The sequence below is a fragment of the Enterobacter chinensis genome (assembly GCF_034008295.1).
GTDB classification, from domain to species: Bacteria; Pseudomonadota; Gammaproteobacteria; order Enterobacterales; family Enterobacteriaceae; genus Enterobacter; species Enterobacter chinensis.
In genome coordinates this window covers 235,944-261,606 of the sequence record NZ_JARDVI010000002.1, presented here as the reverse complement: position 1 = coordinate 261,606, position 25,663 = coordinate 235,944, and the positions used below count along the sequence as shown (strand labels likewise).

The 25,663-nt window shown below is 56.1% G+C and carries 21 protein-coding genes; 11 read left to right on the top strand and 10 right to left on the bottom strand.

The window, feature by feature from the left end:
- The first annotated feature begins 4 nt into the window (after window positions 1-4).
- The 6 genes from gspL to PYW49_RS06115 all read left to right on the top strand — a co-directional run bounded on the left by gspL (window position 5) and on the right by PYW49_RS06115 (window position 7,958).
- Entirely contained in the window at window positions 5-1,135 is a 1,131-nt protein-coding gene (gene gspL / locus PYW49_RS06140) for a type II secretion system protein GspL (RefSeq protein WP_320385976.1), read from the top strand.
- Entirely contained in the window at window positions 1,132-1,617 is a 486-nt protein-coding gene (locus tag PYW49_RS06135; RefSeq protein ID WP_134349269.1) for a type II secretion system protein M, read from the top strand. The genes gspL and PYW49_RS06135 overlap by 4 nt, the downstream gene beginning before the upstream one ends.
- Window positions 1,614-2,411: a prepilin peptidase gene (locus PYW49_RS06130; RefSeq protein ID WP_320385975.1), complete on the top strand. Its 798-nt coding sequence runs from the start codon at window positions 1,614-1,616 to the stop codon at window positions 2,409-2,411. The genes PYW49_RS06135 and PYW49_RS06130 overlap by 4 nt, the downstream gene beginning before the upstream one ends.
- 262 nt (window positions 2,412-2,673) lie before the next feature.
- Entirely contained in the window at window positions 2,674-5,400 is a 2,727-nt protein-coding gene (locus tag PYW49_RS06125; RefSeq protein ID WP_320385974.1) for a glycosyl hydrolase family 18 protein, read from the top strand.
- Between the two features lie 136 nt (window positions 5,401-5,536).
- Window positions 5,537-5,989 carry a type III secretion system invasion protein IagB gene (gene iagB / locus PYW49_RS06120; protein ID WP_320385973.1) on the top strand — a complete coding sequence of 151 codons (453 nt, stop codon included), beginning with the start codon at window positions 5,537-5,539 and terminating at the stop codon, window positions 5,987-5,989.
- A gap of 136 nt (window positions 5,990-6,125) precedes the next feature.
- The gene (locus PYW49_RS06115) at window positions 6,126-7,958 is read left to right on the top strand and encodes a glycoside hydrolase family 19 protein (RefSeq protein WP_320385972.1); all 1,833 of its coding nucleotides are present in this window, start codon (window positions 6,126-6,128) and stop codon (window positions 7,956-7,958) included.
- A gap of 146 nt (window positions 7,959-8,104) precedes the next feature.
- On the opposite strand, the gene PYW49_RS06110 is transcribed toward PYW49_RS06115, so the two are convergent.
- The 4 genes from PYW49_RS06110 to poxB form a co-directional block, all read right to left on the bottom strand.
- Window positions 8,105-9,118 (bottom strand): NAD-dependent epimerase/dehydratase family protein, encoded by a 1,014-nt coding sequence (locus tag PYW49_RS06110; RefSeq protein WP_320385971.1) that lies wholly within the window; start codon window positions 9,116-9,118, stop codon window positions 8,105-8,107.
- 92 nt (window positions 9,119-9,210) lie between these two features.
- Window positions 9,211-10,647: an SDR family oxidoreductase gene (locus tag PYW49_RS06105; protein WP_320385970.1), complete on the bottom strand. Its 1,437-nt coding sequence runs from the start codon at window positions 10,645-10,647 to the stop codon at window positions 9,211-9,213.
- A 10-nt stretch (window positions 10,648-10,657) separates the two neighbouring features.
- Window positions 10,658-11,659, bottom strand: a complete 1,002-nt coding sequence (ltaE, locus tag PYW49_RS06100) for a low-specificity L-threonine aldolase (protein WP_320385969.1) — start codon at window positions 11,657-11,659, stop codon at window positions 10,658-10,660.
- Window positions 11,660-11,697: 38 nt separating this feature from the next.
- Window positions 11,698-13,416 (bottom strand): ubiquinone-dependent pyruvate dehydrogenase, encoded by a 1,719-nt coding sequence (poxB, locus tag PYW49_RS06095; protein WP_320385968.1) that lies wholly within the window; start codon window positions 13,414-13,416, stop codon window positions 11,698-11,700.
- A 151-nt stretch (window positions 13,417-13,567) separates the two neighbouring features.
- Here poxB and PYW49_RS06090 point away from each other — a divergent pair, with 151 nt between their 5' ends.
- The gene (locus tag PYW49_RS06090) at window positions 13,568-14,002 is read left to right on the top strand and encodes a DoxX family protein (RefSeq protein WP_320385967.1); all 435 of its coding nucleotides are present in this window, start codon (window positions 13,568-13,570) and stop codon (window positions 14,000-14,002) included.
- 91 nt (window positions 14,003-14,093) lie between these two features.
- Here PYW49_RS06090 and hcr read toward each other — a convergent pair whose 3' ends face one another.
- The 4 genes from hcr to aqpZ all read right to left on the bottom strand — a co-directional run bounded on the left by hcr (window position 14,094) and on the right by aqpZ (window position 18,642).
- Window positions 14,094-15,062, bottom strand: coding sequence for an NADH oxidoreductase (gene hcr, locus PYW49_RS06085; RefSeq protein WP_320385966.1), 969 nt, complete (start codon window positions 15,060-15,062; stop codon window positions 14,094-14,096).
- 10 nt (window positions 15,063-15,072) lie between these two features.
- Complete coding sequence (hcp, locus tag PYW49_RS06080) at window positions 15,073-16,725, bottom strand: hydroxylamine reductase (protein WP_320385965.1); 1,653 nt, start codon at window positions 16,723-16,725, stop codon at window positions 15,073-15,075.
- A gap of 144 nt (window positions 16,726-16,869) precedes the next feature.
- Entirely contained in the window at window positions 16,870-17,769 is a 900-nt protein-coding gene (locus tag PYW49_RS06075; RefSeq protein ID WP_134349258.1) for a lysine exporter LysO family protein, read from the bottom strand.
- A gap of 177 nt (window positions 17,770-17,946) precedes the next feature.
- Window positions 17,947-18,642, bottom strand: coding sequence for an aquaporin Z (aqpZ, locus tag PYW49_RS06070; protein WP_134349257.1), 696 nt, complete (start codon window positions 18,640-18,642; stop codon window positions 17,947-17,949).
- Between the two features lie 290 nt (window positions 18,643-18,932).
- Between aqpZ and PYW49_RS06065 the strand changes: the two genes are divergently transcribed.
- Window positions 18,933-20,591: an ATP-dependent endonuclease gene (locus PYW49_RS06065; RefSeq protein WP_134349256.1), complete on the top strand. Its 1,659-nt coding sequence runs from the start codon at window positions 18,933-18,935 to the stop codon at window positions 20,589-20,591.
- Here PYW49_RS06065 and PYW49_RS06060 read toward each other — a convergent pair.
- Complete coding sequence (locus tag PYW49_RS06060) at window positions 20,588-21,544, bottom strand: VirK/YbjX family protein (RefSeq protein ID WP_320385964.1); 957 nt, start codon at window positions 21,542-21,544, stop codon at window positions 20,588-20,590. The genes PYW49_RS06065 and PYW49_RS06060 overlap by 4 nt on opposite strands.
- Before the next feature lie 159 nt (window positions 21,545-21,703).
- On the opposite strand from PYW49_RS06060, the gene macA reads away from it, so the two are divergent.
- Both macA and macB read left to right on the top strand, forming a co-directional pair.
- Window positions 21,704-22,819 (top strand): macrolide transporter subunit MacA, encoded by a 1,116-nt coding sequence (gene macA, locus PYW49_RS06055; protein WP_320385963.1) that lies wholly within the window; start codon window positions 21,704-21,706, stop codon window positions 22,817-22,819.
- On the top strand, window positions 22,816-24,756 hold the full coding sequence (macB, locus tag PYW49_RS06050) for a macrolide ABC transporter ATP-binding protein/permease MacB (protein WP_320385962.1): 1,941 nt from the start codon (window positions 22,816-22,818) through the stop codon (window positions 24,754-24,756). The genes macA and macB overlap by 4 nt, the downstream gene beginning before the upstream one ends.
- Window positions 24,757-24,826: 70 nt before the next feature.
- On the opposite strand, the gene cspD is transcribed toward macB, so the two are convergent.
- The gene (gene cspD, locus PYW49_RS06045; RefSeq protein WP_008499993.1) at window positions 24,827-25,048 is read right to left on the bottom strand and encodes a cold shock-like protein CspD; all 222 of its coding nucleotides are present in this window, start codon (window positions 25,046-25,048) and stop codon (window positions 24,827-24,829) included.
- A gap of 267 nt (window positions 25,049-25,315) precedes the next feature.
- Here cspD and clpS point away from each other — a divergent pair, with 267 nt between their 5' ends.
- Window positions 25,316-25,636: an ATP-dependent Clp protease adapter ClpS gene (gene clpS / locus PYW49_RS06040; RefSeq protein ID WP_006174393.1), complete on the top strand. Its 321-nt coding sequence runs from the start codon at window positions 25,316-25,318 to the stop codon at window positions 25,634-25,636.
- The last annotated feature ends 27 nt before the right edge of the window (window positions 25,637-25,663 follow it).

The window sequence follows — 25,663 nt, the reverse complement described above, 5'->3', positions numbered from 1 at the left end:
CTCTATGAAACAGGTGCTTTTTATTCGTCCCGACACGCATGAGGACGGGAACATAATGTGGTGCGAGTCCGGTAGCGACCAGGTGGAACAACGCCAGGGACTGGCGTCACTGGCGGAACTCGCCGGTCACGCGTTAGCGGCCAGGGTATGTCTGCTGCTGCCCGCCAGCGAGATGATTTTCCGTCATTTCACGTTGCCAAAAAAAGGGAATGTTGAATTCTCGTGGCTGGCAGAAGAAACGCTGATTGGCGACGTGGACAACCTCCACTGGACGGTGCTCAACAAGAAAGGACGGGACGTCGACGCCGTCGCTATCGATGCCGACCTCTTCCATCACTGGCTCAACCGCTGTGCCGATGCCGGGCTGACGGTGGTGCAGGTGCTGCCGGATGCGATCCTGCTGCCGGTTGCCGAGGGCGGGAGCACGCTGGTTTCCACCGACAGCGGCTACTGGATGCGCTACTCACCGTTTGGCGCCTGTGAAACCGACGCCGCGCTGCTGCCGCTGCTGCTGAGCCAGCAGTGCACAGGTGACATCGTCTGCTACGGCGATGCGCCAGCGGGCGTTCAGGTGGATGAGCAGCTGGCCTGGCAGCATCCGCTGGTGCTGATCCAGCCGCAGTGGAAAAGCTGCAAAGCCAATCTGCTGCACGGTGATTTTTCTGCCAAAGGCGAGAGCGTCGGTTTCCGCTATGCGAAATCGGCCATCGCCGCCGCGGTGGTGCTGAGCCTGGGGCTGCTGATTGGCCCCCGCGTCGGCATGGCCTGGATGCTGACCAACCAGGAAAACCTGGCCCAGCAGCAGATGGTTGAGCTGGCCCAGCACTACTTCCCGACGCTGCGCCAGACCACCAACCTGAAATACCACTTCGGGCAGAACATTAAGAAAGAGAAGAAAGGATTCTTTCTTCAACTGGACGCGTTGGATCAGATTAAGCAAACGCTCCCTTCTGTCGAGCTGAGCGAAGTCGGATACGACGACACGCAGAATCAGCTCACGCTGAACATCAGCTCAATGGATCCCACGGCGTTGCAGGCGTTCGTTAATAAGGCGAGTGATACCTTCGACTTTACGCTGCAGCCGATCTCCAGTGAAGCGCCTTATACCGCTATCATCACAGGGAAATATAAATGAAAGAGAAAATGGGACAATTAAAGGCGCGTTATTTGCGTTACAGCCCGCGCGAGCGAAATCTGTTTAAACTGTGCGGCACGGCGCTCTGTTGCGCCTTTATCTGGTACGGGGTGATGACCCCGCTGGATGGCATTATAAAAAACGAACAAAGCACGCTGCAAAAACAAAAACAGACCCTGAACTGGATGCGCGAAGAAATTAATAAAAACCATCTTCAGGCCAAAGTATTAAAAACCAGTAACCCACGAAGCGTGGTGGAAGAGAGCGCCAAAGAGATCCATGTTGCGCTGAGTAATATTCAGCAGGATGGTCAATCCATGTCGTTTAATATCGACCGGATAAACGTGTATGAACTTAAGGGCTGGCTCAGGGAGGTGAATTTAACCTCCGGTGTGCGTCTGGAAAAAATGGATCTTACCCCGGTGGATCATCTCAGCGACGTTAAGGCGCAGATTAAACTCTCGTGGGCGAAAGCGGCATGAACTCATTGACGCTGCTTCAGGGCAGCCAGATGCCTGCCCTGTGCCTCCTGAGCGGTGCGCTTGGCGGCATTCTCGGCAGCTTTCTTGGCGTGGTGGTCGAACGCATACCTCCGCTCATCAAAGAAGAGGTGGGGGCCGGGAACCTGCTGTTTCCGGCATCCCACTGCCCGGCGTGTTCCCATCCGCTCTCCTGGTGGGAAAATATTCCTGTTCTGAGCTGGTGCTGCCTGCGCGGGCGCTGCCGTTGCTGTCAGACCGCGATCCCGCTGCGCCTGCTGTTACTTGAGCTTTCCAGTGCCCTGTTTTTTGCCCTGACGGCGGCGTATGCCCCGTCTGCGGCCGCGCTGATTTCGCTGTGGGTTCTCTGGTGTGGGCTGTTGCCGCTGGCGGCGATAGACGCGAAACACCTGCTGCTGCCGGATTGTCTGACGCAGCCGCTGCTGTGGGCAGGGCTGTTAAATCATGCGCTTTTTCAGACCTTACCGCTGTCGGATGCGCTGTACGGCGCGACGGCGGGTTACCTGTCGCTGTGGCTGATCTACTGGGCATTTCGCCTGACCACCGGTCGTGAGGGATTGGGCTACGGTGATTTCAAACTGCTGGCTGCGTTGGGGGCGTGGTGCGGCTGGCAGGCATTGCCTTCATTATTGCTGGCAGCTGCATTGAGCGGTATCGCATTGTATTTTCTTTTTTATAAAGCTGTTAAAGAAAATAGCGTTATTCCGTTTGGTCCGATGTTGTCACTGGCTGGATTGACTATTTTTATTCTCCAGACGCTGCAATTCACATTCTGATTTGCGCGGTCAAGTTTTTTTTGAAATTTTTTCGATAAGGGAATGGAAGGATTTAATTTAATTCCCGGCGTATTGTAAGAAACATAAGCTGTAAGGATTATCGCTCATGTCTTTTTATGGAGGATATTTTAGCGTACTACATGTTTTTCATAATTAAGTATTATCCGCAGTTTTATTGAACTGACTTATTCACGACTCGCCCATGTTATATGGAATACATGGTTATTTTAATTTTCACAAATAATGTTATCAGGAATTAATAATGAAATTTATGAAGCCTAAATATCTGGCCCTTTTTGTTGCGGCTGTCTCCGGCTCCGCATTCGCCGCAGCGCCAGGTACGCCTTCAATTAGCAGTGGTAATGATAAGTTTGCCCTCGTTGAAGTAGACCAGGCCGCACAGGATTACGGCACGCTCGTTAAAGTACACAACGATGGTGTGGACGTGAAGGTTGAGTGGAACGTCTGGAGCGGCGATGCGCCAACCTCCGGTAAAGTTCTGCTCGACGGTCAGACCGTGTGGTCAGGCGCTGCCGGTGCGTCCGGCTCCGCGACCTTCAAGGTAAAAAAAGGTGGCCGCTATCAGGAACAGGTTGAACTCTGTAACACCAGCGGTTGCTCCAAAAGTGCAAGCAAGCTGGTTATCGTTGCGGATACCGACGGTAGCCACCTGCTGCCGCTCAACGGTGCGATGCAGGAGAACAACAAAACCTTCGCGAAGCACACCGATAAAGTGGTCGGCGCATACTTCCCGGAGTGGGGCGTATATGGCCGTAACTTCCCGGTTGATAAAATCCCTGCCTCTAACCTGAACCATATCCTGTATGGCTTCATTCCAATCTGTGGCGGTGACGGCATTAACGACGGTCTGAAAACCGTTGAAAATGGTAACAGCTTCGCCGCGCTTCAGCGCGCGTGTGCTGGCCGCCAGGACTTCACCGTGGCGATCCACGACCCGTGGGCGGCGCTGCAGAAACCGCAGTCCGGCGTCTCTAACTGGGACGACCCGTACAAAGGTAACTTCGGCCAGCTGATGGCGCTGAAAAAAGCGCATCCAGACCTGAAAGTGCTGCCATCTATCGGCGGCTGGACCATGTCCGATCCGTTCTTCAAAATGAACGATCCGGCTATCCGTGCGCGCTTTGTCTCCTCAGTGAAAGACTTCCTGACAACCTGGAAATTCTTCGACGGCGTGGATATCGACTGGGAATTCCCTGGCGGCGGCGGTGTGAACGAAGCGCTGGGCAACGCACAGCTGGACAAAGCGACCTATACCGTACTGATGCACGATCTGCGTGCCATGCTGAACGAACTGTCAACACAAACCGGTCGTACCTATGAGCTGACTACCGCAATTGGTTCCGGTAAAGATAAGATTGAAGACGTGGATTACACCACGGCGCAGCAGTACCTCGACCATATCTTCCTGATGAGCTATGACTTCTACGGCTCATGGAGCAACACCGAACTGGGTCACCAGGCGGCACTGCACGCACCAGCGTGGCGTCCGGATACCAACTACACCACCTCTAACGGCGTTGACGCGCTGCTGGAGCAGGGCGTACAGCCAGGCAAAATCGTTGTCGGTGCGGGCATGTATGGCCGCGGCTGGACAGGCGTTCACGGCTACACCGGCAACAACCCGTTCACCGGCACCGCGACTGGCGCAGTGAAAGGGACCTGGGAACCAGGCGTGGTTGACTATCGTCAAATTGTGAACGAGTACAAAGGCAAGCCAGGCTGGGAATACGGCTATGATGCGGATGCGGAAGCACCGTACGTATTTAACAAATCCACCGGCGACCTGATCTCCTATGAAGATGCCCGTTCTACCACCGCGAAAGGTAAGTACGTGCTGGCGAAAAACCTGGGAGGTCTGTTCTCCTGGTCTATCGATTCCGATAACGGCGATATCCTGAACGCGATGAACGAAAGCCTGCTGGGTAGCTCAACGCCGGTTGATCCGGTTGTGACCAACCACGCGCCAGTTGCTGCTGCAGTGGATCAGTCCGTGACCGGTCCGGCAAGCGTTACCCTGGACGGTTCAGCGTCTACCGATCCTGATGGCGATGCAATCACCTACAAATGGACCCAGATCTCTGGCCCATCCGTCACGCTGACCAACAGCACCAAAGCGAAAGCGACCTTCTCCGTTGGCGCTGTCACCAGCAATCAGACGCTGGCATTCCGTCTGACCGTGACCGATGCGAAAGGGCTGAGCAGCACCGCTGACGTGCAGGTTCTGAACAAAGCACCTAAGGCTAACCAGGCACCGGTTGTGAACCAGATGCAGGCCGTGACCCTGGAAGCTGGCCAGTCTTATGCGCTGAACGTGCAGGCTGCGGATCCAGACGGTGATGCGCTGACCTATACCTGGAGCATTCCATCCGATATGCACGCCACCGGTACCAATACCTCAAGCGTACAGATCACTGCACCAGAGGTTACCACTGACTCAAGCTATACCCTGAGCGTGGTGGTGAGCGACGGTAAAACCAGCGTACAGTCCAACGTACAGATTACCGTGACGCCGAAAGCGACCCCGGTTGTGCCTGATGAAGAGACTCCTCCGGCTGACGAAGGTACCAACCCATCCGATGAAGGCACCAACCCATCAGACGAAGGCACCAATCCATCTGACGAAGGGACTGCCACAGGCAGCTGCGACAACCCGGTTGATGCCAACGCCAGCAAATATGCTGCGTGGGAATCCAGCAAAGTCTACAACAATGGCGATCTGGTAAGCGCTGATAACCTGGTCTGGAAAGCGAAGTACTGGACTCAGGGCAACAAGCCAGGCTTTGGTGCAGATGCATGGGAACTGGTCAGCCAGGTGAAAATGAACTGGCGCGCTGACACGGTCTACAACGGCGGCGACAAGACGACCTACCAGGGCTTCGAGTACCGTGCGAAATGGTGGACCCAGGGTGATAAACCAGGTAACAGCGATGTATGGGTGAAAGAAGGCGCGTCAGCTGACTGCAAATAATCTTCTGAGCCTGAAATTGTGGGTGTGATATCCGCCCACAATCACAGACCACACCCCGCTTCGGGTGTGGTCTGTAACTAAAATATTTAACAGGACGTGTTTGAGGAGAAATAAAACGTACCACCGCAGGTGAATGATGAAGCGATTACTGTTGCTGTTATTGATATTAAGCCAAAGCGCATTGGCGAATTGCTGGGATAAGGCGGCGCATTATTATCATGTTGACCCTTATTTACTTTATGCCATTGCGAATGTGGAATCAGGAATGAATCCCTACGCTGTCGGGAAAAATCATGATGGCACAATTGACGTAGGATTAATGCAAATTAACAGCTCGCACTTTTCGGAGCTTGAACGACGCGGTATCAGCGAAAGTAGACTTATGACAGAACCTTGTACTTCTATTATGGTGGGCGCATCGATTCTGTCAGGCATGATTAAAGTCTACGGATATAACTGGGAAGCCGTCGGTGCTTATAACGCCGGGATTAAAAAAGAAAATTATCCAAAGCGCATGGTGTATGCCCATAAAGTCTGGGCGAAGTATCAGCAATTAAAATCTGTTGCACGCGAAAGAAATGACTGGTGAGTTTTTTCTTTTTTGAAGCGTACCGTTAAGTATGCTTCAGAAAGTGAAAAGCAGCTGTCTGGAGTTTATTTATTAACGGATTAATAAATAAGCTGGGATTTTATTTTAAACCATCGAATTAACAGGAATAACCGAAATGAATAAAAGGACATTACTGAGCGTGTTGATTGCGGGTGCTTGCATTGCACCTGTTATGGCTCAGGCCACCATGTTGAAGGCAGAGAGCAGCGAGCCTTACACCATGAAAGCCAGCGATCTGGCGAAAAAGGAGAAAGAACTCACTGACTTCCCTCTGATGCAGTCCGTGAAGGATACCATCCGTACGCTGGACAACGCTTCAGTTGAGCAGATTGAGCCAGGCCGTGCGTCAAACCCGGTTAACGTAAAACGCGTTGAAGGGATCCTGAAAGAGAGCGACTGGGAATACCTGTTCCCACTGCGTGCAAAGGATTACAGCTACAGCAACTTCCTGAAAGCGGTGGGTAAATTCCCGGCGCTGTGCGACACCTACAAAGACGGCCGCGACAGCGACGCCATCTGCCGTAAAGAGCTGGCAACCATGTTTGCCCACTTTGCGCAGGAAACCGGCGGTCACGAAAGCTGGCGTCCGGAAGCCGAATGGCGTCAGGCGCTGGTCTACGTGCGCGAAATGGGCTGGAGCGAAGGCCAGAAGGGCGGCTATAACGGCGAATGTAATACCGACGTGTGGCAGGGGCAAACCTGGCCGTGCGGTAAAGACAAAGACGGTGACTTCCTGAGCTACTTCGGTCGCGGTGCGAAACAGCTGTCCTACAACTATAACTACGGTCCGTTCTCCGAAGCGATGTACGGCGACGTGAAAGTTCTGCTGGAAAAACCCGAGCTGGTGGCGGACACCTGGCTGAACCTGGCGAGTGCGATCTTCTTCTTCGCCTATCCACAGCCGCCAAAACCAAGCATGCTGCAGGTTATCGACGGCACCTGGCAGCCGAACGATCGCGACAAGGCTAACGGCCTGGTCCCTGGCTTCGGCGTAACCACCCAGATCATCAACGGCGGCGTAGAGTGCGGTGGCCCGACTGAAATTGCGCAGTCTCAGAACCGTATCAAGTACTACAAAGAGTTTGCTAACTACCTGAAAGTTCCTGTTCCGGCTAACGAAGTACTTGGCTGTGCCAACATGAAGCAGTTCGACGAAGGTGGTGCGGGCGCCCTGAAGATCTACTGGGAACAGGACTGGGGATGGAGTGCGGATACGCCTGACGGCAAAACCTACTCTTGCCAGCTGGTGGGCTACCAGACGCCATTCAGCGCGTTTAAAGACGGCGACTACACCAAGTGTGTACAGAAATTCTATAACGTGAACATCGTGAATGATGACGGTTCAGCGACCAAACCGGATGAAACACCGGTAAACCCAACGCCAACGCCATCTGAAGATGAAACCCCGGTCACTCCAACGCCAACACCGGACGAAACGCCGGCAGAACCGGCAGCCGTTAACCATGCGCCAGTGGCGCAGATTGCCGGTCCAATCGGTGCAGTTGAAGCGGGTGCGCAGGTTTCTCTGAGTGCTGAAGGCTCTACCGATGAAGACGGTAACAAACTGACCTACACCTGGCGTTCCCAGGATGGCCAGACCGTCACCGGCGACGACAAAGCGGTTGTCACCTTCACGGCACCTGAAGCGGCAACAGCGCAGCAGTACGAAGTGAGGCTGACCGTCAGCGATGGCGAGCTGAGCAGCACCACGTCCTACCTGCTGAACGTGAAGGCGAAAGAAGCGGCTCCATCTAAGGATGAGGGCACTTCCGGCGATTACGCAGCATGGAGCGCGAACAGCAAGTACAAGGCAGGCGATATCGTGAACAATCACGGTAAACTGTTCCAGTGCAAACCGTTCCCGTACAGCGGCTGGTGTAATAACGCCCCGGCATACTATGAACCAGGCGCAGGTCTGGCATGGTCTGATGCCTGGACGGCTCTGTAAAAGCAAAACGGCAACCTTTCGGTTGCCGTTTTAGTCTTTCCTTCCTCTCCCGATGGGAGAGGGCCGGGGTGAGGGCATCAGGCCGCAGAGCTCTGTTTTTTTGCCGGGTGGCGCTGCGCTTACCCGGCCTACATGGGGCAGGGCGCTTACCTGTGCAACTTCCCATGATCCCGCAGCCACGCCGCCGTGCGCACAATCCCTTCATCCAGCGATACAATCGGCTTATACCCCAGCTCGTTCTCAGCGCGCGTAATATCCAGCGTGAAATCAAAATTAAGCTTTGATACCCCATAGTGGGTTAGCGCAGGCTCTTTAGCTGATTTACTGCCAAAACGCTCCATGCTGCGGGCGATCATATCCAGCATCGGATAAGGCACCGAACGGATGCGGCAGTTGATCTGCAGCTCGTCAATCAGGCGCTGCACAATGCTGCGCAGCGTGCAGGGTTCGCCATTGGTGATGTTATAGGCGCGACCGGAAACCAGCTTATCGCAGTCCGTCTGGCTTGCCAGCCACATGGCGTGGACCGCATTTTCGTAATAGGTCATATCCACCAGGGCATCGCCGCCGCGTGGCAGCAGCACGCTGCCGTAATGGTGCATCATCTGCGCCAGACGGGGAATAAACACTTTGTCGTGCGGCCCGAACAGGCTCTGCGGACGCAGTACCGTAAAACGGGTATGCGGGTTCGACTGCGCCAGCAGGTCAATCACCTCTTCGCTGGCTGCCTTGCTGCGGGCAAACTCACACGCAAAGCGGGCCGGACGGAAATCTTCCTGCACGTCACGATGGTGGTGGTAATCGAAATAGAGTGACGGGGACGAGATATGGATAAAGTTACGCACGCCCCAGGCGACGGCCCATTCGCCCAGACGGCGGGTTGCCCGCACGTTGGCGAGATCAAAGGCTTCCTGGGTACCCCACGGGGAGGTGAAACTGGAGCAGTGCCACAGCGTATCGATACCGGCGAGCATCACTTTGGCCTGAGAGGAGACCAGCTCCGTCAGGTCAGCATGGACGAACTCGGCGCCCATTTTTTGCAGCAGTTTCCCCATCGCTTCGTTGCGACCGGTAGCCCTGACGCTGATGCCCTTGTTGCGCAGAAATTCGACCGCATTTCGGCCTAAGCCGCTGGTCGCCCCGGTAACCAGTACCTTCATATCAATCCACTGTGTTGAAAAGAATTTCGTGCGCATTCTTTCGTGAATTACGGCGCTATGCAATGGGAAAGGTGAAAGAAAGAGAGTTTTATTTAGATCTTTTCCGTCTTTTGTTCTGCCCGTTGCGCAATCCGCTTTGCCATCCCGCGGAAGATAAACAGGTGCGCAGGGATCATGAACAACCAGTAGAACAGACCGGGCATTCCGTGCGGATGCCACCAGGCGCGGACGTCCAGTTCACGATGGTCGCCTTTGTCTTTCAGGGTAAAGCAAAGCCGGCCCAGACCGGGGGCCTTCATGCCGAACAGCAGCGCCAGCTGTTTTTCCGGTTCGACGATGATCACCTTCCAGCTGTCGACCGCATCGCCCACTTCAAGATACGGGCGAGCAGGGCGGCCTTTTGCCAGCCGGTGGCCCACCAGCAGATCCATCGCACCGCGCGTTTTCCAGAGTACATTGCCGAAGAAATAGCCCTCTTTGCCGCCGATCTGGTTTACCACCTCCCACAGCGCGGCCAGGCTGGCCGTGGTTTTCACCGTACAGCCCGCCTGTTTCGGGAAATAGCCGTACTCCGGCCGCCAGCGGGCAAACGCCTGGGCGTCGTAGCCCCAGTCGCTGGAGTTCACCAGCTTCTCTTCTTCTTTCAGGGTATTGCGCACCGCGTCGTCAAAGCGGATCAAATCCTGCGGGATCAGCACGCGCAGCGCGCGGTCGTCTGCCAGCAGATCGTGTTTCAGCCCCTGGATCAGCGCTTTGGCGGTCGTCGGGGGCACTGATGTGATCACATTCAAAAACCACACCGAGATCCAGCGGGTCGGGAAGGGAATCGGCAGCAGCCAGCGTCGGCGGCCGCTCACGCGCATGAAATGCTCAAACTGCTCCTGGTAGCTCAGCACTTCAGGACCGGCGGCCTCCAGCACGCGGTGTTGCTCCGCCGGATGATCCAGCAATGCCACCAGATAATGCAGAAGATTCTCCAGCGCAATCGGCGTGGTCCGCGAGCGGACCCAGCGCGGCGGCGTGAGCACCGGCAGGTTGTAGACCATATCGCGCATCACTTCGAAGGCGGCGGAACCGGCGCCGACGATAATGCCGGCGCGCAGTTCGGTGACGGGAATATTCGCACCGCGCAGGGTGTCAGCCGTCAGCTGGCGTGCGCGCAGATGATCGGACTGCTCGTTTTCGGGTGCCTGTAGCGAGCTTAAGAAAATCACCTGCTTAACCGGCGCTTGCAGCAGAGCATCGCGGACGTTCATCGCCACCTGACGCTCGTGGGCGATAAAATCGCCACCTTCACCCATGCTGTGGACAAGGTAGTAAAGCGTATCGACCCCGGCCAGCAGCGCAGGCAGCGCGACAGGCCAGTTGAGATCGACGTTGTGACAGGTCACGCCGGGCAGGTTTTGCTTTTGCAGACGCTCGGTGCTGCGTGCCGCTGCCAGCACCTGGTGTCCCTGCTGACTTAACGCCGTGGTCAGGTGCTGACCGATATATCCGCTGGCGCCAAGCACCAGAATACGCTGCGGCACGTGATGCTCCTTAACGCTGTAAAAAGGCCTGCCAGTGTTTCACCACGTCCGCCAGCTGTTCGCGGCTCACGTCGAGATGCATCACCAGACGCACGACAGGTGACGCGTTGATCAGCACGCCACGCGCTTTCATAAATTCGCCAAGCGCAGCGGCGTGGTCATCGCCCACGCGAACGAACAGCATGTTGGTGTCGTGGCGCATCACGTCGGCACCCACTTCGCGCAGCTGCGCCGCCATCCACGCGGCGTTGTCGTGATCGTCTTTCAGACGCGTGACGTTGTTTTTCAGAGCATACAGCCCGGCAGCCGCCAGAATGCCCGCCTGACGCATGCCGCCGCCGGTCATTTTGCGCCAGCGGTTAGCGCGCTTGATGTAGTCCGCATTGCCCACCAGCAGGGAACCTACAGGCGTGCCCAGCCCTTTCGAGAGGCAGATGGTGAACGAGTCGCAGTATTGCGCGATCTCTTTCAGCTCGCAGCCGTATTCCACCACGGCGTTGAAGATGCGCGCGCCGTCCACGTGCAGCCCGAGCCTGCGCTCGCGGGTGAATTCCCACGCTGCTTTCAGATACTCGCGCGGCAGGACTTTGCCGTTATGGGTGTTTTCGAGGCTGAGCAGTCTGGTGCGGGCGAAATGGATATCGTCGGCTTTGATTTTTGCGGCAACCTTGTCGAGCGGGAGCGAGCCGTCCGGCGCGGCGTCGATTGGCTGCGGCTGAATGCTGCCGAGCACCGCGGCACCGCCCGCTTCGTACAGGTAGTTATGTGCGCCCTGGCCGACGATATACTCTTCGCCGCGCTCGCAGTGGCTGAGCAGCGCGACCAGGTTGGCCTGTGTTCCGGTGGGCAGGAACAGGGCGGTCTCTTTACCGCTGAGCTCTGCGGCATAGCGCTGCAGTTCGTTTACCGTCGGATCGTCACCGTAGACGTCGTCCCCGACCGGGGCGGCCATCATCTCTTCGAGCATGGCGCGACTCGGGCGGGTTACGGTATCACTGCGTAAATCAATCATGGCATGTCCTTATATTTAAAAAGGCGATGCCAGATGTTTTACCTGAGCCAGTTGGTTTTTGCCAGTTCGATCACTTCGTCACCGCGGCCGCTGATGATTGCGCGCAGCATATAGAGGCTAAAGCCTTTGGCCTGCTCCAGCTTGATCTGCGGCGGGATCGCCAGCTCCTCTTTGGCGACGACGACATCCACCAGCACCGGACCGTCGATGGAAAAAGCGCGCTGCAGGGCTTCATCCACCTCGGACGCTTTTTCAACGCGGATACCGGTGATGCCACAGGCCTCTGCAATGCGCGCGAAGTTGGTGTCGTGCAACTCGGTGCCGTCCGTCAGATAACCCCCGGCCTTCATCTCCATCGCCACAAAGCCCAGTACGCTGTTGTTAAAGACCACGATTTTGAGCGGCAACTTCATTTGTACGACCGACAGGAAATCTCCCATCAGCATGCTGAACCCGCCGTCGCCGCACATCGCCACCACCTGGCGCTCCGGTGCCGTCGCTTTTGCCCCCAGCGCCTGCGGCATGGCGTTCGCCATCGAGCCGTGGTTAAACGAGCCGAGCAGGCGGCGTTTGCCGTTCATCTTCAGATAGCGCGCCGCCCAGACTGTTGGCGTGCCCACGTCGCAGGTAAAGATGGCATCGTCGTCAGCGAAATGGCTGATCTGCTGGGCCAGGTACTGCGGGTGGATCGCTTTGTCGCTCGGTTTGGCAAGGTCGTCCAGCCCCTTGCGGGCATCGCGATAATCGCTCAACGCTTTATCGAGGAACTTGCGGTCCGTTTTTTCTTCCAGCAGCGGCAGCAGTGCGGTAAGGGTGGATTTGATGTCGCCCACCAGCGCCATATCGACCTTGCTGTGCGCGCCGATACTGGCCGGGTTGATATCAATCTGAATGATTTTCGCATCCGCCGGATAGAACGGACGATACGGGAACTGGGTACCGAGCAAAATCAGCGTGTCGGCGTTCATCATGGTGTGGAAACCGGACGAAAAACCGATCAGCCCGGTCATGCCCACGTCATAGGGATTGTCGTACTCGACGTGCTCTTTGCCGCGCAGGGCATGAACAATGGGGGCTTTCAGCTTGCCGGCAAATTCAAGTAGCTCCTTGTGCGCACCAGCGCAGCCGCTGCCGCACATCAGGGCGATATTGCTGGAGTAACGCAGCAGCTGAGCCAGCTTTTTCAGCTCCTCTTCGGCAGGCGTAACGACCGGCTGCGGCGCGTGGTACCAGTGCGTGCTGGCCCCTTCAGGCGCAGCCTTGAGGGCCACATCGCCCGGGATGACGACCACGGAAACGCCGCGGTTCAGCACCGCCTTGCGCATGGCTATCGCCAGGACCTGCGGGATCTGCTCCGGGGATGAAACCAGCTCGCAATAGTGGCTGCATTCACGGAACAGCTCCTGCGGATGCGTCTCCTGAAAATAGCCGCTGCCGATTTCGGATGAGGGAATGTGGGCGGCAATCGCCAGCACCGGCACATGATTGCGGTGGCAGTCGAACAGACCGTTGATCAGATGCAGGTTACCCGGCCCGCAGGATCCGGCGCAAACGGCCAGTTCACCTGTGAGCTGTGCTTCGGCACCGGCGGCAAAGGCGGCGACCTCTTCATGACGGGTCGGCATCCATTCAATGGTTTTCATCTTGTTGAGGCTATCGCTCAGTCCGTTCAGGGAATCGCCGGTCACGCCCCAGATACGTTTCACGCCTGCCTGTTCAAGGGTCTTCGCTATATATGCAGCCACGGTTTGTTTCATGGGTGTCCATCTCCTTTTTGTGATATCGCTAACAAGCTTAGAAGAAAGTCTCTGTCTTGCCCGCTTTACCCCCTTATTAAAAGGTGCTTTTCAAATCTAACTATTCGGCATAATCTGGCTGTACATTGGGTAAAAACAGGAATAATTTCAAATGGTTAAATCATTGTTAACTGCTGTTAATGAAAAGCTATCGTGCGACGATCTCGGCAAACTCTTGTTACGACTTGCCGTCGGCGGGCTGATGCTGTTTCACGGTTTGCACAAGTTATTCGGCGGCGTGGGGTTTATTAGCGGCATGCTGGTGGAAAAAGGGTTACCGGGGTTTATCGCCTACGGCGTGTTGGTTGGCGAAGTGGTGGCACCGATCCTGATTATTGTCGGGCTCTTTACGCGCCCGGCCGCGCTGGTGCTGGCCTTTACCATGATCGTGGCATGGCTGATGGTGGGAATGGGGGAAACGCTTGCCCTCGACAAGGTAGGCGCATGGGCGATTGAAAGCCTGGTGTATTTCTTTATCGGCTCGCTGGCGGTCGCGTTTTTAGGAGCAGGGCGGTTTGCGGTGGGGAAAGCGCCCGCGTGGCGGTAATGTCGTTGTAGGTCGGGTAAACGCAGTGCCACCCGACAAAAAAGCCCGGTGGCGCTGACGCTTACCGGGCCTACAAGTGAACGTTTATCGTTTATGCGAGTACCAAATCGCCCTGCGGGTGGCACGAACACGCCAGCACGTAGCCTTCAGCAATTTCCGCGTCGGACAGCGTCATGGTGCTGGTGACGCTGTACTCCCCGGAAACCACCTTCGTCTTACAGCAACCGCACACGCCTGCACGGCAGGCCGCTACCACCGGCACCTTGTTACTTTCCAGCGCCTCCAGCAGCGTGGTCCCCACGCGGCCAAAGAAAGTCTGCGCCGGCTGCAGCTTAGTAAACTGAATCCCGCTGGTTGCCGCTTCCGCTACCGGCGTGAAGAACTGCTCTTTGAAGAAGCGGGTTACGCCGAGCGCTTTCACTTCCTCTTCCACGAAAGCCATATACGGCGCCGGGCCGCAGGTCATCACGGTACGATGAGCAATATCCGGCACGCTTTGCAGCAGCTCGCGGCTCAGACGCCCCGCGACAAAACCGGGCATCGCGTTGTGTTCTGCCACCAGCGTCACCGGATAGTTGCGCCATTCATCAGCAAAAATGACGTCTTCCGGCGAACGCACGCTGAAGATCGCCTGCACGTCGGCCTGCGGGCGGTTTTTGGCCAGCCAGCGGCGCATCGATATAATCGGCGTCACGCCACAGCCCGCCGCCAGCAGCAGGAATTTATCGTCTGCTTTGTCGTCACAGGTGAAATCGCCCTGGGCGTCGGACAGCCAGATATAATCCCCGCGCTTCACGTCCCGGGTCAGCCACCGGGAGCCTGCGCCGTCATCAATCCGGCGGACGGTGAGCGTGATGTACTCGCTCACGCCCGGCGTTGAAGAGATAGTGTAGGCGCGCAGGGTGTCCGCCGCGTTACGGACGCTGACCAGCGCATACTGGCCCGCGCGGTACGGATAATAGTCATGGCACAGCAGCGACAGCGTCCACACATCCGGCGTCTCCTGCTGGATGTGGTGAACCTGCATCCGCCACGGACATTGTGAGGTTGGCATGGTCATGAGTTCCTCCTTACGCGCTCAGCAGCTGCTTCATGTCATCTTCAACGTTGGTCACGGAACGCAGGCCGAATTTTTCATTCAGCACCGCCAGCAGGTCCGGTGTCAGGAAGCCTGGCGCAGTCGGGCCGGTTACGATGTTGGTCACGCCCAGCGAGAGCAGGGTCAGCAGGATGACAATCGCTTTCTGCTCAAACCATGACAGCACCAGCGACAGCGGCAGATCGTTTACGCCGCAGCCCAGTTTTTCCGCCAGAGTAACGGCAAGAATGATGGCCGAGTAAGCATCGTTACACTGACCGGCATCTACCAGGCGCGGCAGGCCTTCGATGTTGCCGAAATCCAGCTTGTTGAAACGGTATTTACCGCATGCCAGCGTCAGGATCAGGCAGTCTTCCGGCACGCGGGTGGCGAAGTCGGTGAAGTAGTTACGTTCACCGCGCGCGCCGTCGCAGCCGCCGATCAGGAAGATATGGCGCAGTTTTTCACGGCTGACGAGATCAATCAGGGAATCTGCGGCGCCGAGCAGGGTTTCACGGCCAAAGCCCACGGTGATGAGATGCGGGATCTCGCTGTACGGGAAGCCTGCCATCTGCTGCGCCTGGGCAATCACCGGCCCGAAATCGTCACCTTCGAGGTGGCTCACGCCCGGCCAGCCGACGATGCTGCGGGTCCAGATGCGGTCATCGTACGCCCCGACGGTAGGGTCGATGATGCAGTTAGAGGTCATCACGATAGGGCCCGGGAAGCGGGCGAACTCGACCTGCTGGTTCTGCCAGCCGCTGCCGTAGTTACCGATCAGGTGTTTGAATTTACGCAGCTCCGGGTAGCCGTGTGCGGGCAGCATTTCGCCGTGGGTATAGACATTAACGCCGGTGCCTTCGGTTTGCTTCAGCAGGTTGTAGAGATCTTTCAGGTCATGACCGGAAATCAGGATGCATTTACCTTCGGTCGCTTTGACGTTGACCTGGGTTGGCGTTGGGTGGCCGTAGGTACTGGTTTCACCCGTATCCAGGATGCTCATCACGCGGAAGTTCATCTGGCCGATTTCCATTGAGCATTCGAGCAACGCGTTCATATCGGCAGGCCAGGTTCCCAGCCACGCCATGATGTTGTGGTACTGCGCGTAAATCTCATTGTCGTACTGACCCAGAACGTGCGCGTGCTCCATATATGCCGCGGCGCCTTTCAGGCCATACAGGCACAGCAGGCGCAGGCCGAGAATGTTCTCGCCAATTGCCGCTTTGTCTTTGTTAGGGGTGAATTCTGCCGCCTGACGCTGCAGGTCGCCCAGATCGTCACTCACCAGCTGGAGTTCTGACATCGGGTTGTCCACGCGGGCGCCGGCATCTACCTTCAGGCACTGTGCTTTCAGCGCTTCACGCAGGGAGATAGCCTCGCGGGCATACCCGACGATGCGCGGGGAATCGAAGTTGACGTTAGTCAGCGTGGAGAAAAATGCGCGCGGGGCGAAGCTGTCGACGTAGTGGTCGACAATGCCGTATTCGCGGGCTTTGAATGCCCATGCGGAAAGGCCTTGCAGGGCGGCGATCAGCAGGTCCTGCAGGTCAGATGTTTCTGCGGTTTTGCCGCACATACCCTGTGCGTAAGAGCAGCCATTGCCTGCCGGGGTACGGATGGTTTGTTCACATTGCACACAAAACATAATCACACCTGTTAAAGTTATATTTGATATACATGTTTAAGGTTATGCTCGTGCCGGAACGGTGAAAAGGGCTTTCTGCGACAAAATAGAGGGAGATTGATTTAGCGCAATTTTGGCGGCAGGTTCGCTACCGCCAAAGAAGTATCAGGCAGAGAAGAATGCCATCAGAACGGGAACCAGCAGGCTCAAAATAAAGCCGTGAACGATAGCGGCAGGCACCATCTCCAGTCCCCCGGAGCGTTGCAATACCGGCAGGGTAAAGTCCATCGACGTCGCGCCGCACAGACCCAGCGCGGTGGAACGGCTGCGGCGAACCAGCCCCGGGATCAGCATGATGGCAATCAGCTCACGCGCCAGATCGTTAAAGAAGGCGGCGCTGCCAATCACCGGGCCGAAAGATTCGGTCAGCAGAATGCCGGAGAGGGAGTACCAGCCAAAACCTGACGCCATGGCCAGCCCGGTTTTCAGGGGCAGGTCGAGCACAAAGGCATTAATAACGCCTGCCACCATTGAACTGGCGACAACGATGACGGCAACAATCATTCCCCGACGGTTCAGGACAATTTGTTTCAGCGTCATGCCATTATTTCGCAGCTGGATACCAATCAGGAACAGCAGGAAGATCAGGGTATATTCGCTGGCCTCCGTAGCGTGCTGTAAAAACGCCCAGCCGGTCAGTCCAAGAAGAAAACCGAGCAGCACGACGCCACACAGTTTTAATGATTCCAGCGCCATTGCGATTCGTGAAGGCAGTTTTTCCTGATGATGGTGATTTTTCCACGGAATTGTGCGCTCAAGCCAGAAGAGTGCAGCAATATTACACAACAAAATAACCACAACGGTGACGACAGAATAATGCAGGATTGCCAGCAGATTGGTTGCCAGATTATCCAGGAAGGCCAGGCTTATCCCCATAAAGAAAAGAATGACGTAAACAATCCAGCTGAGAAAACGGTTGATAAGCCGTAATGCCGATTCCTGATGCAGCGGGATGAGATAGCCCACAATCAGGGGCAGCAGAATAATGAGGAGTCCTGAAAACATGAACAGCCGGTCCTTTTGAGTATCTGTTGAGCGCCAGAGACACTACCCAATAAAGGTTGTTCAGTAAAGCGACAAAAGAAAGCCGGGTGGCGGCTGCGCCTTACCCGGCCTGGAAAGTGCACACTCAGCTAGGTCGGGTAAGCGTTAGCGCCACCCGACATTACAGGCCGCACGTAATTAGTCGCGTTTTTCCAGCAGGGTGCGATACAGCACGCCGCCCAGAATACCGCCGACGATTGGCATCACCCAGAACAGCCACAGCTGCTCAAGCGCCCAGCCGCCCTGGAAAATGGCGACTGCGGTACTGCGCGCCGGGTTAACGGACGTGTTGGTGACCGGAATAGAAATCAGGTGGATAAGCGTCAGTGCCAGACCAATGGCAATCGGGGCAAAACCGGCTGGTGCATGTTTGTCGGTTGCGCCGTGAATCACCAGCAGGAAGCCTGCGGTCAGCACAATTTCAATCACGATGGCAGACAGCATGGAATAACCACCCGGAGAGTGTTCGCCGAAGCCGTTAGAGGCGAAACCACTGGCTGTCGCATCGAAGCCAGCTTTACCGCTGGCAATTACGTACAGAACAGCAGCGGCAATAATACCGCCAACCACCTGGGCGACGATATAACCAATGACTTCTTTCGCCGGAAAACGACCGCCCGCCCATAAACCTAACGTCACGGCCGGGTTAAAATGACCGCCGGAAATATGCCCCACGGCAAAGGCCATGGTTAATACGGTTAAACCAAATGCCAGCGCGACGCCGACAAAACCAATGCCTAATTCCGGGAATGCTGCTGCCAGAACGGCGCTACCGCAACCACCAAATACCAGCCAGAATGTACCAAAGCATTCTGCTGCTAATTTTCTAAACATAACCACCTCAAAATAATTTTCCGCACGCTTTCCTGCGTGTGGGTTATATCGTCAAAAAGGGATGACGACTCAAAGAGTCTCTATTTTAAAAATAACGACACCCCTTCGCCACTTAAATAAATTCGATTGGTTTGATTTCAGGCAATATGTAGTCATTCCTTGTTCGAGCCGGCGGTAAATAGAGCATAGACCAATTCTCGCAAGGGTGAATGTTGTGCTGTCGCGACAGGATGCCTGCCGCTATACTGCTGATAACTTGAAGGAAAAAGTGGTCATTTGTCGGGGGAATTATGCTTCTCGAACGTGTGGAAATTGTCGGATTTCGCGGTATTAACCGTCTGTCGCTGCAGCTGGAGCAGAACAACGTCCTGATCGGCGAGAACGCGTGGGGTAAGTCCAGCCTGCTGGATGCGCTGACGTTACTGCTTTCGCCCGAAGACGATTTGTATCATTTCGTTCGCGACGATTTCTGGTTCCCGCCCGGCGACGTGACGGGCCGCGAGAAGCATCTGCATATCATCCTGACGTTCCGGGAGTCCGAGCCCGGTCGTCACCGCGTGCGTCGCTTCCGTCCGCTGTCCCCCTGCTGGGTGCCGTGCGATGACGGCTTCCACCGGATTTTCTATCGGCTGGAAGGGGAGATGGCGGAGAACGAAGGGGTACTGACCCTGCGTGATTTTCTTGATGAGAAAGCCAACCCGATCCCGCTGGACAATATCGACGATTTGGCTCGCCACCTGATCCGCCTGACGCCGGTATTACGCTTGCGCGATGCGCGTTTTATGCGGCGTATTCGTAACGGTACCGTACCGAATATGCCAGACGTAGAAGTTACCGCCCGCGAGCTGGATTTCCTGGCACGAGAGCTGGTGTCGCGTCCGCAGAATCTTACCGATGGCCAAATCCGTCAGGGGTTGTCCGCAATGGTACAACTCCTGGAGCACTATTTTTCCGAGCAGGGGACGTCGGAGTCACGTCATCGTCTGATGCGCCGTCGCTCTCATGATGAGCAGCGAAGCTGGCGTTATCTGGACATCATTAACCGGATGATCGATCGGCCCGGCGGGCGTACGCACCGGGTGATTTTGCTGGGGCTGTTTTCAACGCTTCTGCAGGCCAAAGGCACCGTTCGTCTTGACCGGGACGCCCGACCGCTGCTGTTGGTGGAAGATCCTGAAACGCGCCTGCACCCCATCATGCTCTCCGTGGCATGGCATCTGCTGAATTTACTGCCGCTCCAGCGTATTACCACCACCAATTCCGGTGAGTTACTTTCGCTAACGCCGGTAGAGCACGTCTGTCGTCTGGTACGAGAATCTTCCCGTGTTTCCGCTTTCCGGCTGGGGCCGGGTGGTTTGAACGCGGAAGACGGGCGGCGCATTGCGTTTCATATTCGCTTTAACCGGGCGTCGTCCCTATTTGCTCGCTGCTGGCTGCTGGTGGAGGGGGAAACGGAAACCTGGGTCATCAACGAGCTGGCGCGCCAGTGCGGCCACCATTTTGATGCGGAAGGCATTAAGGTGATCGAGTTCGCCCAGTCGGGATTAAAGCCGCTGATAAAATTTGCTCGCCGGATGGGGATCGAGTGGCACGTGCTGGTCGACGGCGATGAGGCGGGCAAAAAATATGCCTCAACCGTGCGTGGCCTGCTGAATAACGAGCGAGAAGAAGAGCGCGACCATTTAACCATGCTGCCCGCGATGGACATGGAGCATTTTATGTACCGTCAGGGGTTCGACGACGTTTTCCACCGAATTGCGATGGTGCCGGTCGATGTCCCGATGAACATGCGGCGCGTGATCGCCAAAGCGATTCATCGTTCTTCAAAACCGGATTTGGCCATCGAAGTGGCGACGGAAGCGGGGCGGCGGGGCGTGGAGGCGGTACCGACTCTGCTGCGCAAGATGTTCTCCCGCGTGCTGTGGCTGGCACGCGGGAAAGCGGATTAGCGTTGGGTAGCCTGATTCACCTGCTGAATCAGGTTATCCAGCAGCTCGTAGCGGCGGCGATATTCGGAGCGTTTTTTACTGGCGATCTCTTCCATCGGTTTACGCGGCATGACAAGCGGCAGCATAAAGTTACCGTTATCCTGTTTTTCACCCCCGATCGAGATCCAGAAACTGTCGTAGTCGGCCAACAGTTTTCCCTCTTTTTTCTTGCGATAACGCCAGCTGCGATAGATATGGGTGGCGTTACTGACGGCAACAATCTGCTCTACCGGGAAAGCGGTGCCGAGCGTCATCGCGGCTTCCACCAGCAGGCGTTTCGGGAACAGGCCATGACAGGCCTTCGTTGCGCCCTGGATCAGCTCATGCGGAACATGCGCTTTTGCGCCCTGCAAACCGCCAATGAACAGCGTCGCTTTTCCTTCAAACTGGCATAGCGTAAAGGTCATCTCCGCCAGCACCGTGTTTTGACTGTCGCAGAACGCGAGGGTGGCTTCCCCTTCTTTATCCAGGAATGCATCAGCGCACAGACGAACGGTAAATTGCTGTTCATCTTTGCCGGTTAAGGTCAGCAGGGTAAAGCCCTGCTTAGATAGATAACCCATAAGCAGCGTCGCGGGAAGCTGGCGGCTCATCGTCTGATAGTGCCAGTTGAGCGATTCCAGCGCATGCTGACGATCCATATTCACCGTCAACCAGGGGCGATGCAGCCGGCACGGCAGTCCTGGCTGTACCTGCAACATCTGCATCAGACGCGGTTGTTTAGCAAGACTCGTTAACAGGCGCGCGGTGCTAAGGGGGGTCGCCAGCGAACGTAACATGAATTTACGTCGATAGGAGGGATTTTGCCACGCCAGCCCTGGTGTGAGCTTTCCGAAAGCCAGATTTTTGAAAAGCTGCCAGCCTGATTTAGGCTGCGGCAGGTCTGAAAAAGGTGTATCGACGATGGAAGACATGATAGATCCTGCTTCTTGATGAAGATCTCCATTTCAGCAGGCAAACTCTCAACGTCTCGTAAACAAATTATGACGATTTCGGGAAGTGGGGGTTTCGTTGAGGAGTCGTTTAGATAGAATCAACTGTTATCATTGCCAGAACATTTATTTGGAATATTTATGAACCTCAAGGGAAAACGCAGAACGCTGTTTCTGCTGCTGGCGGTCGTGGTTTTAGCCGGTGGGTACTGGCTATGGCAAGTGCTTAATGCACCTGTGCCACAGTACCAGACATTGATTGTTCGCCCGGGCGAACTGCAGCAAAACGTGCTCGCGACGGGCAAACTTGATGCCCTGCGCAAGGTTGACGTGGGCGCCCAGGTGAGCGGCCAGTTGAAAACGCTGTCGGTAGAGATTGGCGACAAGGTGAAAAAAGGCCAACTGCTGGGGGTTATCGATCCTGAACAGGCTGAGAACCAGATTCGGGAAGTGGAAGCCACGCTGATGGAGCTGCGCGCGCAGCGTGCGCAGGCGCAGGCGGAGCGTAACCTTGCCCAGGTCACGCTGACCCGCCAGCAGGCGCTGGCTAAAACCCAGGCCATTTCGAAACAAGATTTGGATACCGCCACCACGGAACTGGCGGTAAAACAGGCGCAGATTGGCACTATCGACGCGCAAATCAAACGCAATCAGGCCTCTCTGGATACGGCGAAAACCAACCTCGACTACACCAAAATCGTCGCGCCGATGGCCGGCGAAGTTACTCAGATCACTACGCTGCAGGGCCAGACGGTGATTGCCGCGCAGCAGGCGCCAAACATTCTGACGCTGGCGGACATGAGCACCATGCTGGTCAAAGCCCAGGTTTCCGAGGCGGACGTTATTCATCTGAAGCCGGGGCAGAACGCCTGGTTTACAGTGCTGGGAGACCCGCAGACGCGTTACGAAGGCGTGCTGAAAGACATTCTGCCAACGCCGGAAAAAGTTAATGACGCTATCTTCTACTATGCCCGCTTTGAGGTGCCGAACCCGCAGGGCGTGCTGCGTCTGGACATGACCGCCCAGGTGCATATCCAGCTGACCGGCGTGAAGAACGTATTGACCATCCCGCTCTCAGCGCTGGGAGAATCCGCCGGGGAGAGCCGTTATAAAGTGAAAGTGCTGCGCAACGGGGAAACGCGCGAGCGAGAAGTGGTAATTGGCGCGCGCAACGATACCGATGTGGTGGTGGTGAAAGGGCTGGAAGAGGGTGAGGAGGTTGTCACCAGCGAAAGCCTGCCCGGAGCCGCTAAATGACGGCGCTGCTTGAGCTGAACGATATCCGTCGCAGCTACCCCTCCGGCGATGGCCCGGTGGAAGTGCTGAAAGGCATCTCCCTGCGCGTGGAAGCGGGAGAGATGGTGGCGATTGTCGGGGCGTCAGGTTCCGGTAAATCGACGCTGATGAACATTCTCGGGTGTCTGGATAAACCGACCAGCGGCACCTACCGCGTGGCCGGGACGGATGTCTCCACCCTGGACGGCGACGCGCTGGCGAAACTGCGACGCGAACACTTTGGCTTTATCTTCCAGCGTTACCATCTGCTTTCTCACCTCAATGCGGCGCAGAATGTGGAAGTGCCCGCGGTGTATGCAGGCGTCGAGCGGAAAAAACGTCTTGAGCGTGCGCAGATGCTGCTGACGCGTCTGGGTCTGGCGGAGCGGGTGGAATACCAGCCCTCGCAGCTTTCCGGCGGTCAGCAGCAGCGCGTGAGTATTGCGCGTGCCTTGATGAACGGCGGCCAGGTGATCCTCGCGGATGAGCCGACCGGAGCGCTCGACAGCCATTCGGGTGAAGAAGTGATGGCGATCCTCCATCAGCTGCGCGATCAGGGGCATACGGTCATCATCGTGACCCACGACCCGCAGGTCGCGGCGCAGGCGGAGCGGATCATTGAGATCCACGACGGTGAGCTGGTCAGCAACCCGCCGCCACGCCACGCCAGGGCAGCCGCGCCGAAAGAAGTGCTACCAGCATCAACCGGCTGGGGGCAGTTCTCCAGCGGCTTTTGTGAAGCGCTGACCATGGCCTGGCTGGCAATGGCGGCCAACAAGATGCGCACCCTGCTGACCATGCTCGGCATCATTATTGGTATCGCCTCGGTGGTGTCGATTGTGGTGGTGGGCGACGCGGCCAAGCAGCTGGTGCTGGCAGATATCCGCGCCATCGGCACCAATACCATTGACGTCTATCCCGGCAAAGACTTTGGCGACGACGAGCCGCAGTATCAGCAGGCGCTGAAATATGACGATCTGGCGGCGATTCAGAAGCAGCCGTGGGTCAACTCCGCCACGCCCGCGGTTTCGCAAAACCTGCGTCTGCGCGTGGGCAATGTTGACGTTGCCGCCAGCGCTAACGGCGTAAGCGGGGACTACTTCAACGTCTACGGCATGACTTTCAGCGAAGGGGCGACCTTTAACGCCGAACAGCTGGCGGGCAGGGCGCAGGTAGTGGTACTGGACGCTAACTCGCGCAGGCAGCTCTTCCCCAATAAAGCGAACGTAGTGGGTGAAGTGATCCTGGTCGGCAACATGCCCGCTACGGTGATTGGCGTGGCGGAAGAGAAACAGTCGATGTTTGGCAGCAGCAAGATCCTGCGCGTCTGGCTGCCCTATACCACCATCTCCGGGCGGATCATGGGGCAGTCCTGGCTGAACTCCATTACCGTGCGCGTGAGGGAGGGCTACGACAGCGCGATGGCCGAACAGCAGCTTGAGCGGCTGTTATCCCTGCGCCACGGGAAGAAAGATTTCTTCACCTGGAATATGGATGGCCTCTTGAAAACGGCGGAAAAGACCACACGTACTCTTCAGTTGTTCCTCACGCTTGTGGCGGTCATTTCACTGGTCGTTGGCGGTATCGGGGTGATGAATATCATGCTGGTGTCGGTGACCGAACGCACCCGTGAGATTGGCATCCGCATGGCGGTGGGTGCCAGAGCCAGCGATGTCCTGCAACAGTTTTTGATTGAGGCAGTGCTGGTGTGTCTGGTGGGGGGCGCGATGGGTATTGCGCTCTCGATGATGATCGCGTTCGCGCTCCAGCTCTTTTTACCCGGCTGGGAGATCGGTTTCTCGCCGGTTGCCATCATGACCGCTTTTTTGTGTTCGACCTTTACCGGCATTTTGTTTGGCTGGCTGCCCGCCCGCAATGCGGCACGGCTGGATCCGGTGGATGCACTGGCTCGCGAATAGGCTGAAAATAAAAATGCCAGCCGATCGGGCTGGCATTTTGACTGCGGGATGTACACAATAAAACAGAGAGCTATGCAACCGTCTCTGCTTCAATGGGTACGATGAGGCTTGCATGATTGCCTTTTGGTCCCTGGTGTACATCGAACCGGACGGACTGCCCGGCTTTGAGCGTTCTGTAACCATCCATCTGAATGGTGGAATAGTGAGCGAAGATATCCTCGCCGCCGCCTTCGGGGCAGATGAAGCCAAACCCTTTGGCGTTGTTGAACCACTTAACAGTACCCATTTCCATGCTTCGACATCCTTCGTAAATCTTATAAGTTAAGATGGAATGAACCGGTGGTGGAGTGGGGGCTGTTCAAAACCTCGCCATCTCACGCTTGTACAATTTAGAGAAACGAAAGAAGTCGTCAAGCGTTAGGCGCTGGAGATGGGACAATAATCAACCAAAGTTTGAAGCAGTTAACGCTATTGCAACAGTTTGTGACAGACATCGCGGATGACAGTAATAGATGATTGTTATCTAACATCTGAGGTAGATTCAAAGTGGTTATGCAAAATGGGTAAGACCAACGACTGGCTGGATTTTGACCAGCTGGCGGAAGACAAAGTGCGTGACGCGCTAAAACCGCCATCTATGTATAAAGTTATGTTAATGAACGATGATTACACGCCGATGGAATTTGTTATTGACGTGCTACAAAAGTTCTTTTCTTATGATGTAGAACGTGCAACGCAACTGATGCTTACCGTTCATTATCGTGGCAAAGCTATCTGCGGCATCTTCACAGCCGAAGTGGCAGAAACCAAAGTAGCGATGGTGAACGATTATGCGAGGGAGAATGAGCATCCGTTGCTGTGTACGCTGGAAAAGGCCTGATAAGGCATAAAATTGGGGGAGGTGCCT

Bases quoted from the DNA above. Each gene is read 5' to 3' on its own strand.
- gspL (WP_320385976.1), top strand. From the start codon at position 5: ATGAAACAGGTGCTTTTTATTCGTCCCGACACGCATGAGGACGGGAAC.
- PYW49_RS06135 (WP_134349269.1), top strand. From the start codon at position 1,132: ATGAAAGAGAAAATGGGACAATTAAAGGCGCGTTATTTGCGTTACAGC.
- PYW49_RS06130 (WP_320385975.1), top strand. From the start codon at position 1,614: ATGAACTCATTGACGCTGCTTCAGGGCAGCCAGATGCCTGCCCTGTGC.
- PYW49_RS06125 (WP_320385974.1), top strand. From the start codon at position 2,674: ATGAAATTTATGAAGCCTAAATATCTGGCCCTTTTTGTTGCGGCTGTC.
- iagB (WP_320385973.1), top strand. From the start codon at position 5,537: ATGAAGCGATTACTGTTGCTGTTATTGATATTAAGCCAAAGCGCATTG.
- PYW49_RS06115 (WP_320385972.1), top strand. From the start codon at position 6,126: ATGAATAAAAGGACATTACTGAGCGTGTTGATTGCGGGTGCTTGCATT.
- PYW49_RS06110 (WP_320385971.1), bottom strand. From the start codon at position 9,118: ATGAAGGTACTGGTTACCGGGGCGACCAGCGGCTTAGGCCGAAATGCG.
- ltaE (WP_320385969.1), bottom strand. From the start codon at position 11,659: ATGATTGATTTACGCAGTGATACCGTAACCCGCCCGAGTCGCGCCATG.
- poxB (WP_320385968.1), bottom strand. From the start codon at position 13,416: ATGAAACAAACCGTGGCTGCATATATAGCGAAGACCCTTGAACAGGCA.
- PYW49_RS06090 (WP_320385967.1), top strand. From the start codon at position 13,568: ATGGTTAAATCATTGTTAACTGCTGTTAATGAAAAGCTATCGTGCGAC.
- hcr (WP_320385966.1), bottom strand. From the start codon at position 15,062: ATGACCATGCCAACCTCACAATGTCCGTGGCGGATGCAGGTTCACCAC.
- hcp (WP_320385965.1), bottom strand. From the start codon at position 16,725: ATGTTTTGTGTGCAATGTGAACAAACCATCCGTACCCCGGCAGGCAAT.
- PYW49_RS06075 (WP_134349258.1), bottom strand. From the start codon at position 17,769: ATGTTTTCAGGACTCCTCATTATTCTGCTGCCCCTGATTGTGGGCTAT.
- aqpZ (WP_134349257.1), bottom strand. From the start codon at position 18,642: ATGTTTAGAAAATTAGCAGCAGAATGCTTTGGTACATTCTGGCTGGTA.
- PYW49_RS06065 (WP_134349256.1), top strand. From the start codon at position 18,933: ATGCTTCTCGAACGTGTGGAAATTGTCGGATTTCGCGGTATTAACCGT.
- PYW49_RS06060 (WP_320385964.1), bottom strand. From the start codon at position 21,544: ATGTCTTCCATCGTCGATACACCTTTTTCAGACCTGCCGCAGCCTAAA.
- macA (WP_320385963.1), top strand. From the start codon at position 21,704: ATGAACCTCAAGGGAAAACGCAGAACGCTGTTTCTGCTGCTGGCGGTC.
- macB (WP_320385962.1), top strand. From the start codon at position 22,816: ATGACGGCGCTGCTTGAGCTGAACGATATCCGTCGCAGCTACCCCTCC.
- cspD (WP_008499993.1), bottom strand. From the start codon at position 25,048: ATGGAAATGGGTACTGTTAAGTGGTTCAACAACGCCAAAGGGTTTGGC.
- clpS (WP_006174393.1), top strand. From the start codon at position 25,316: ATGGGTAAGACCAACGACTGGCTGGATTTTGACCAGCTGGCGGAAGAC.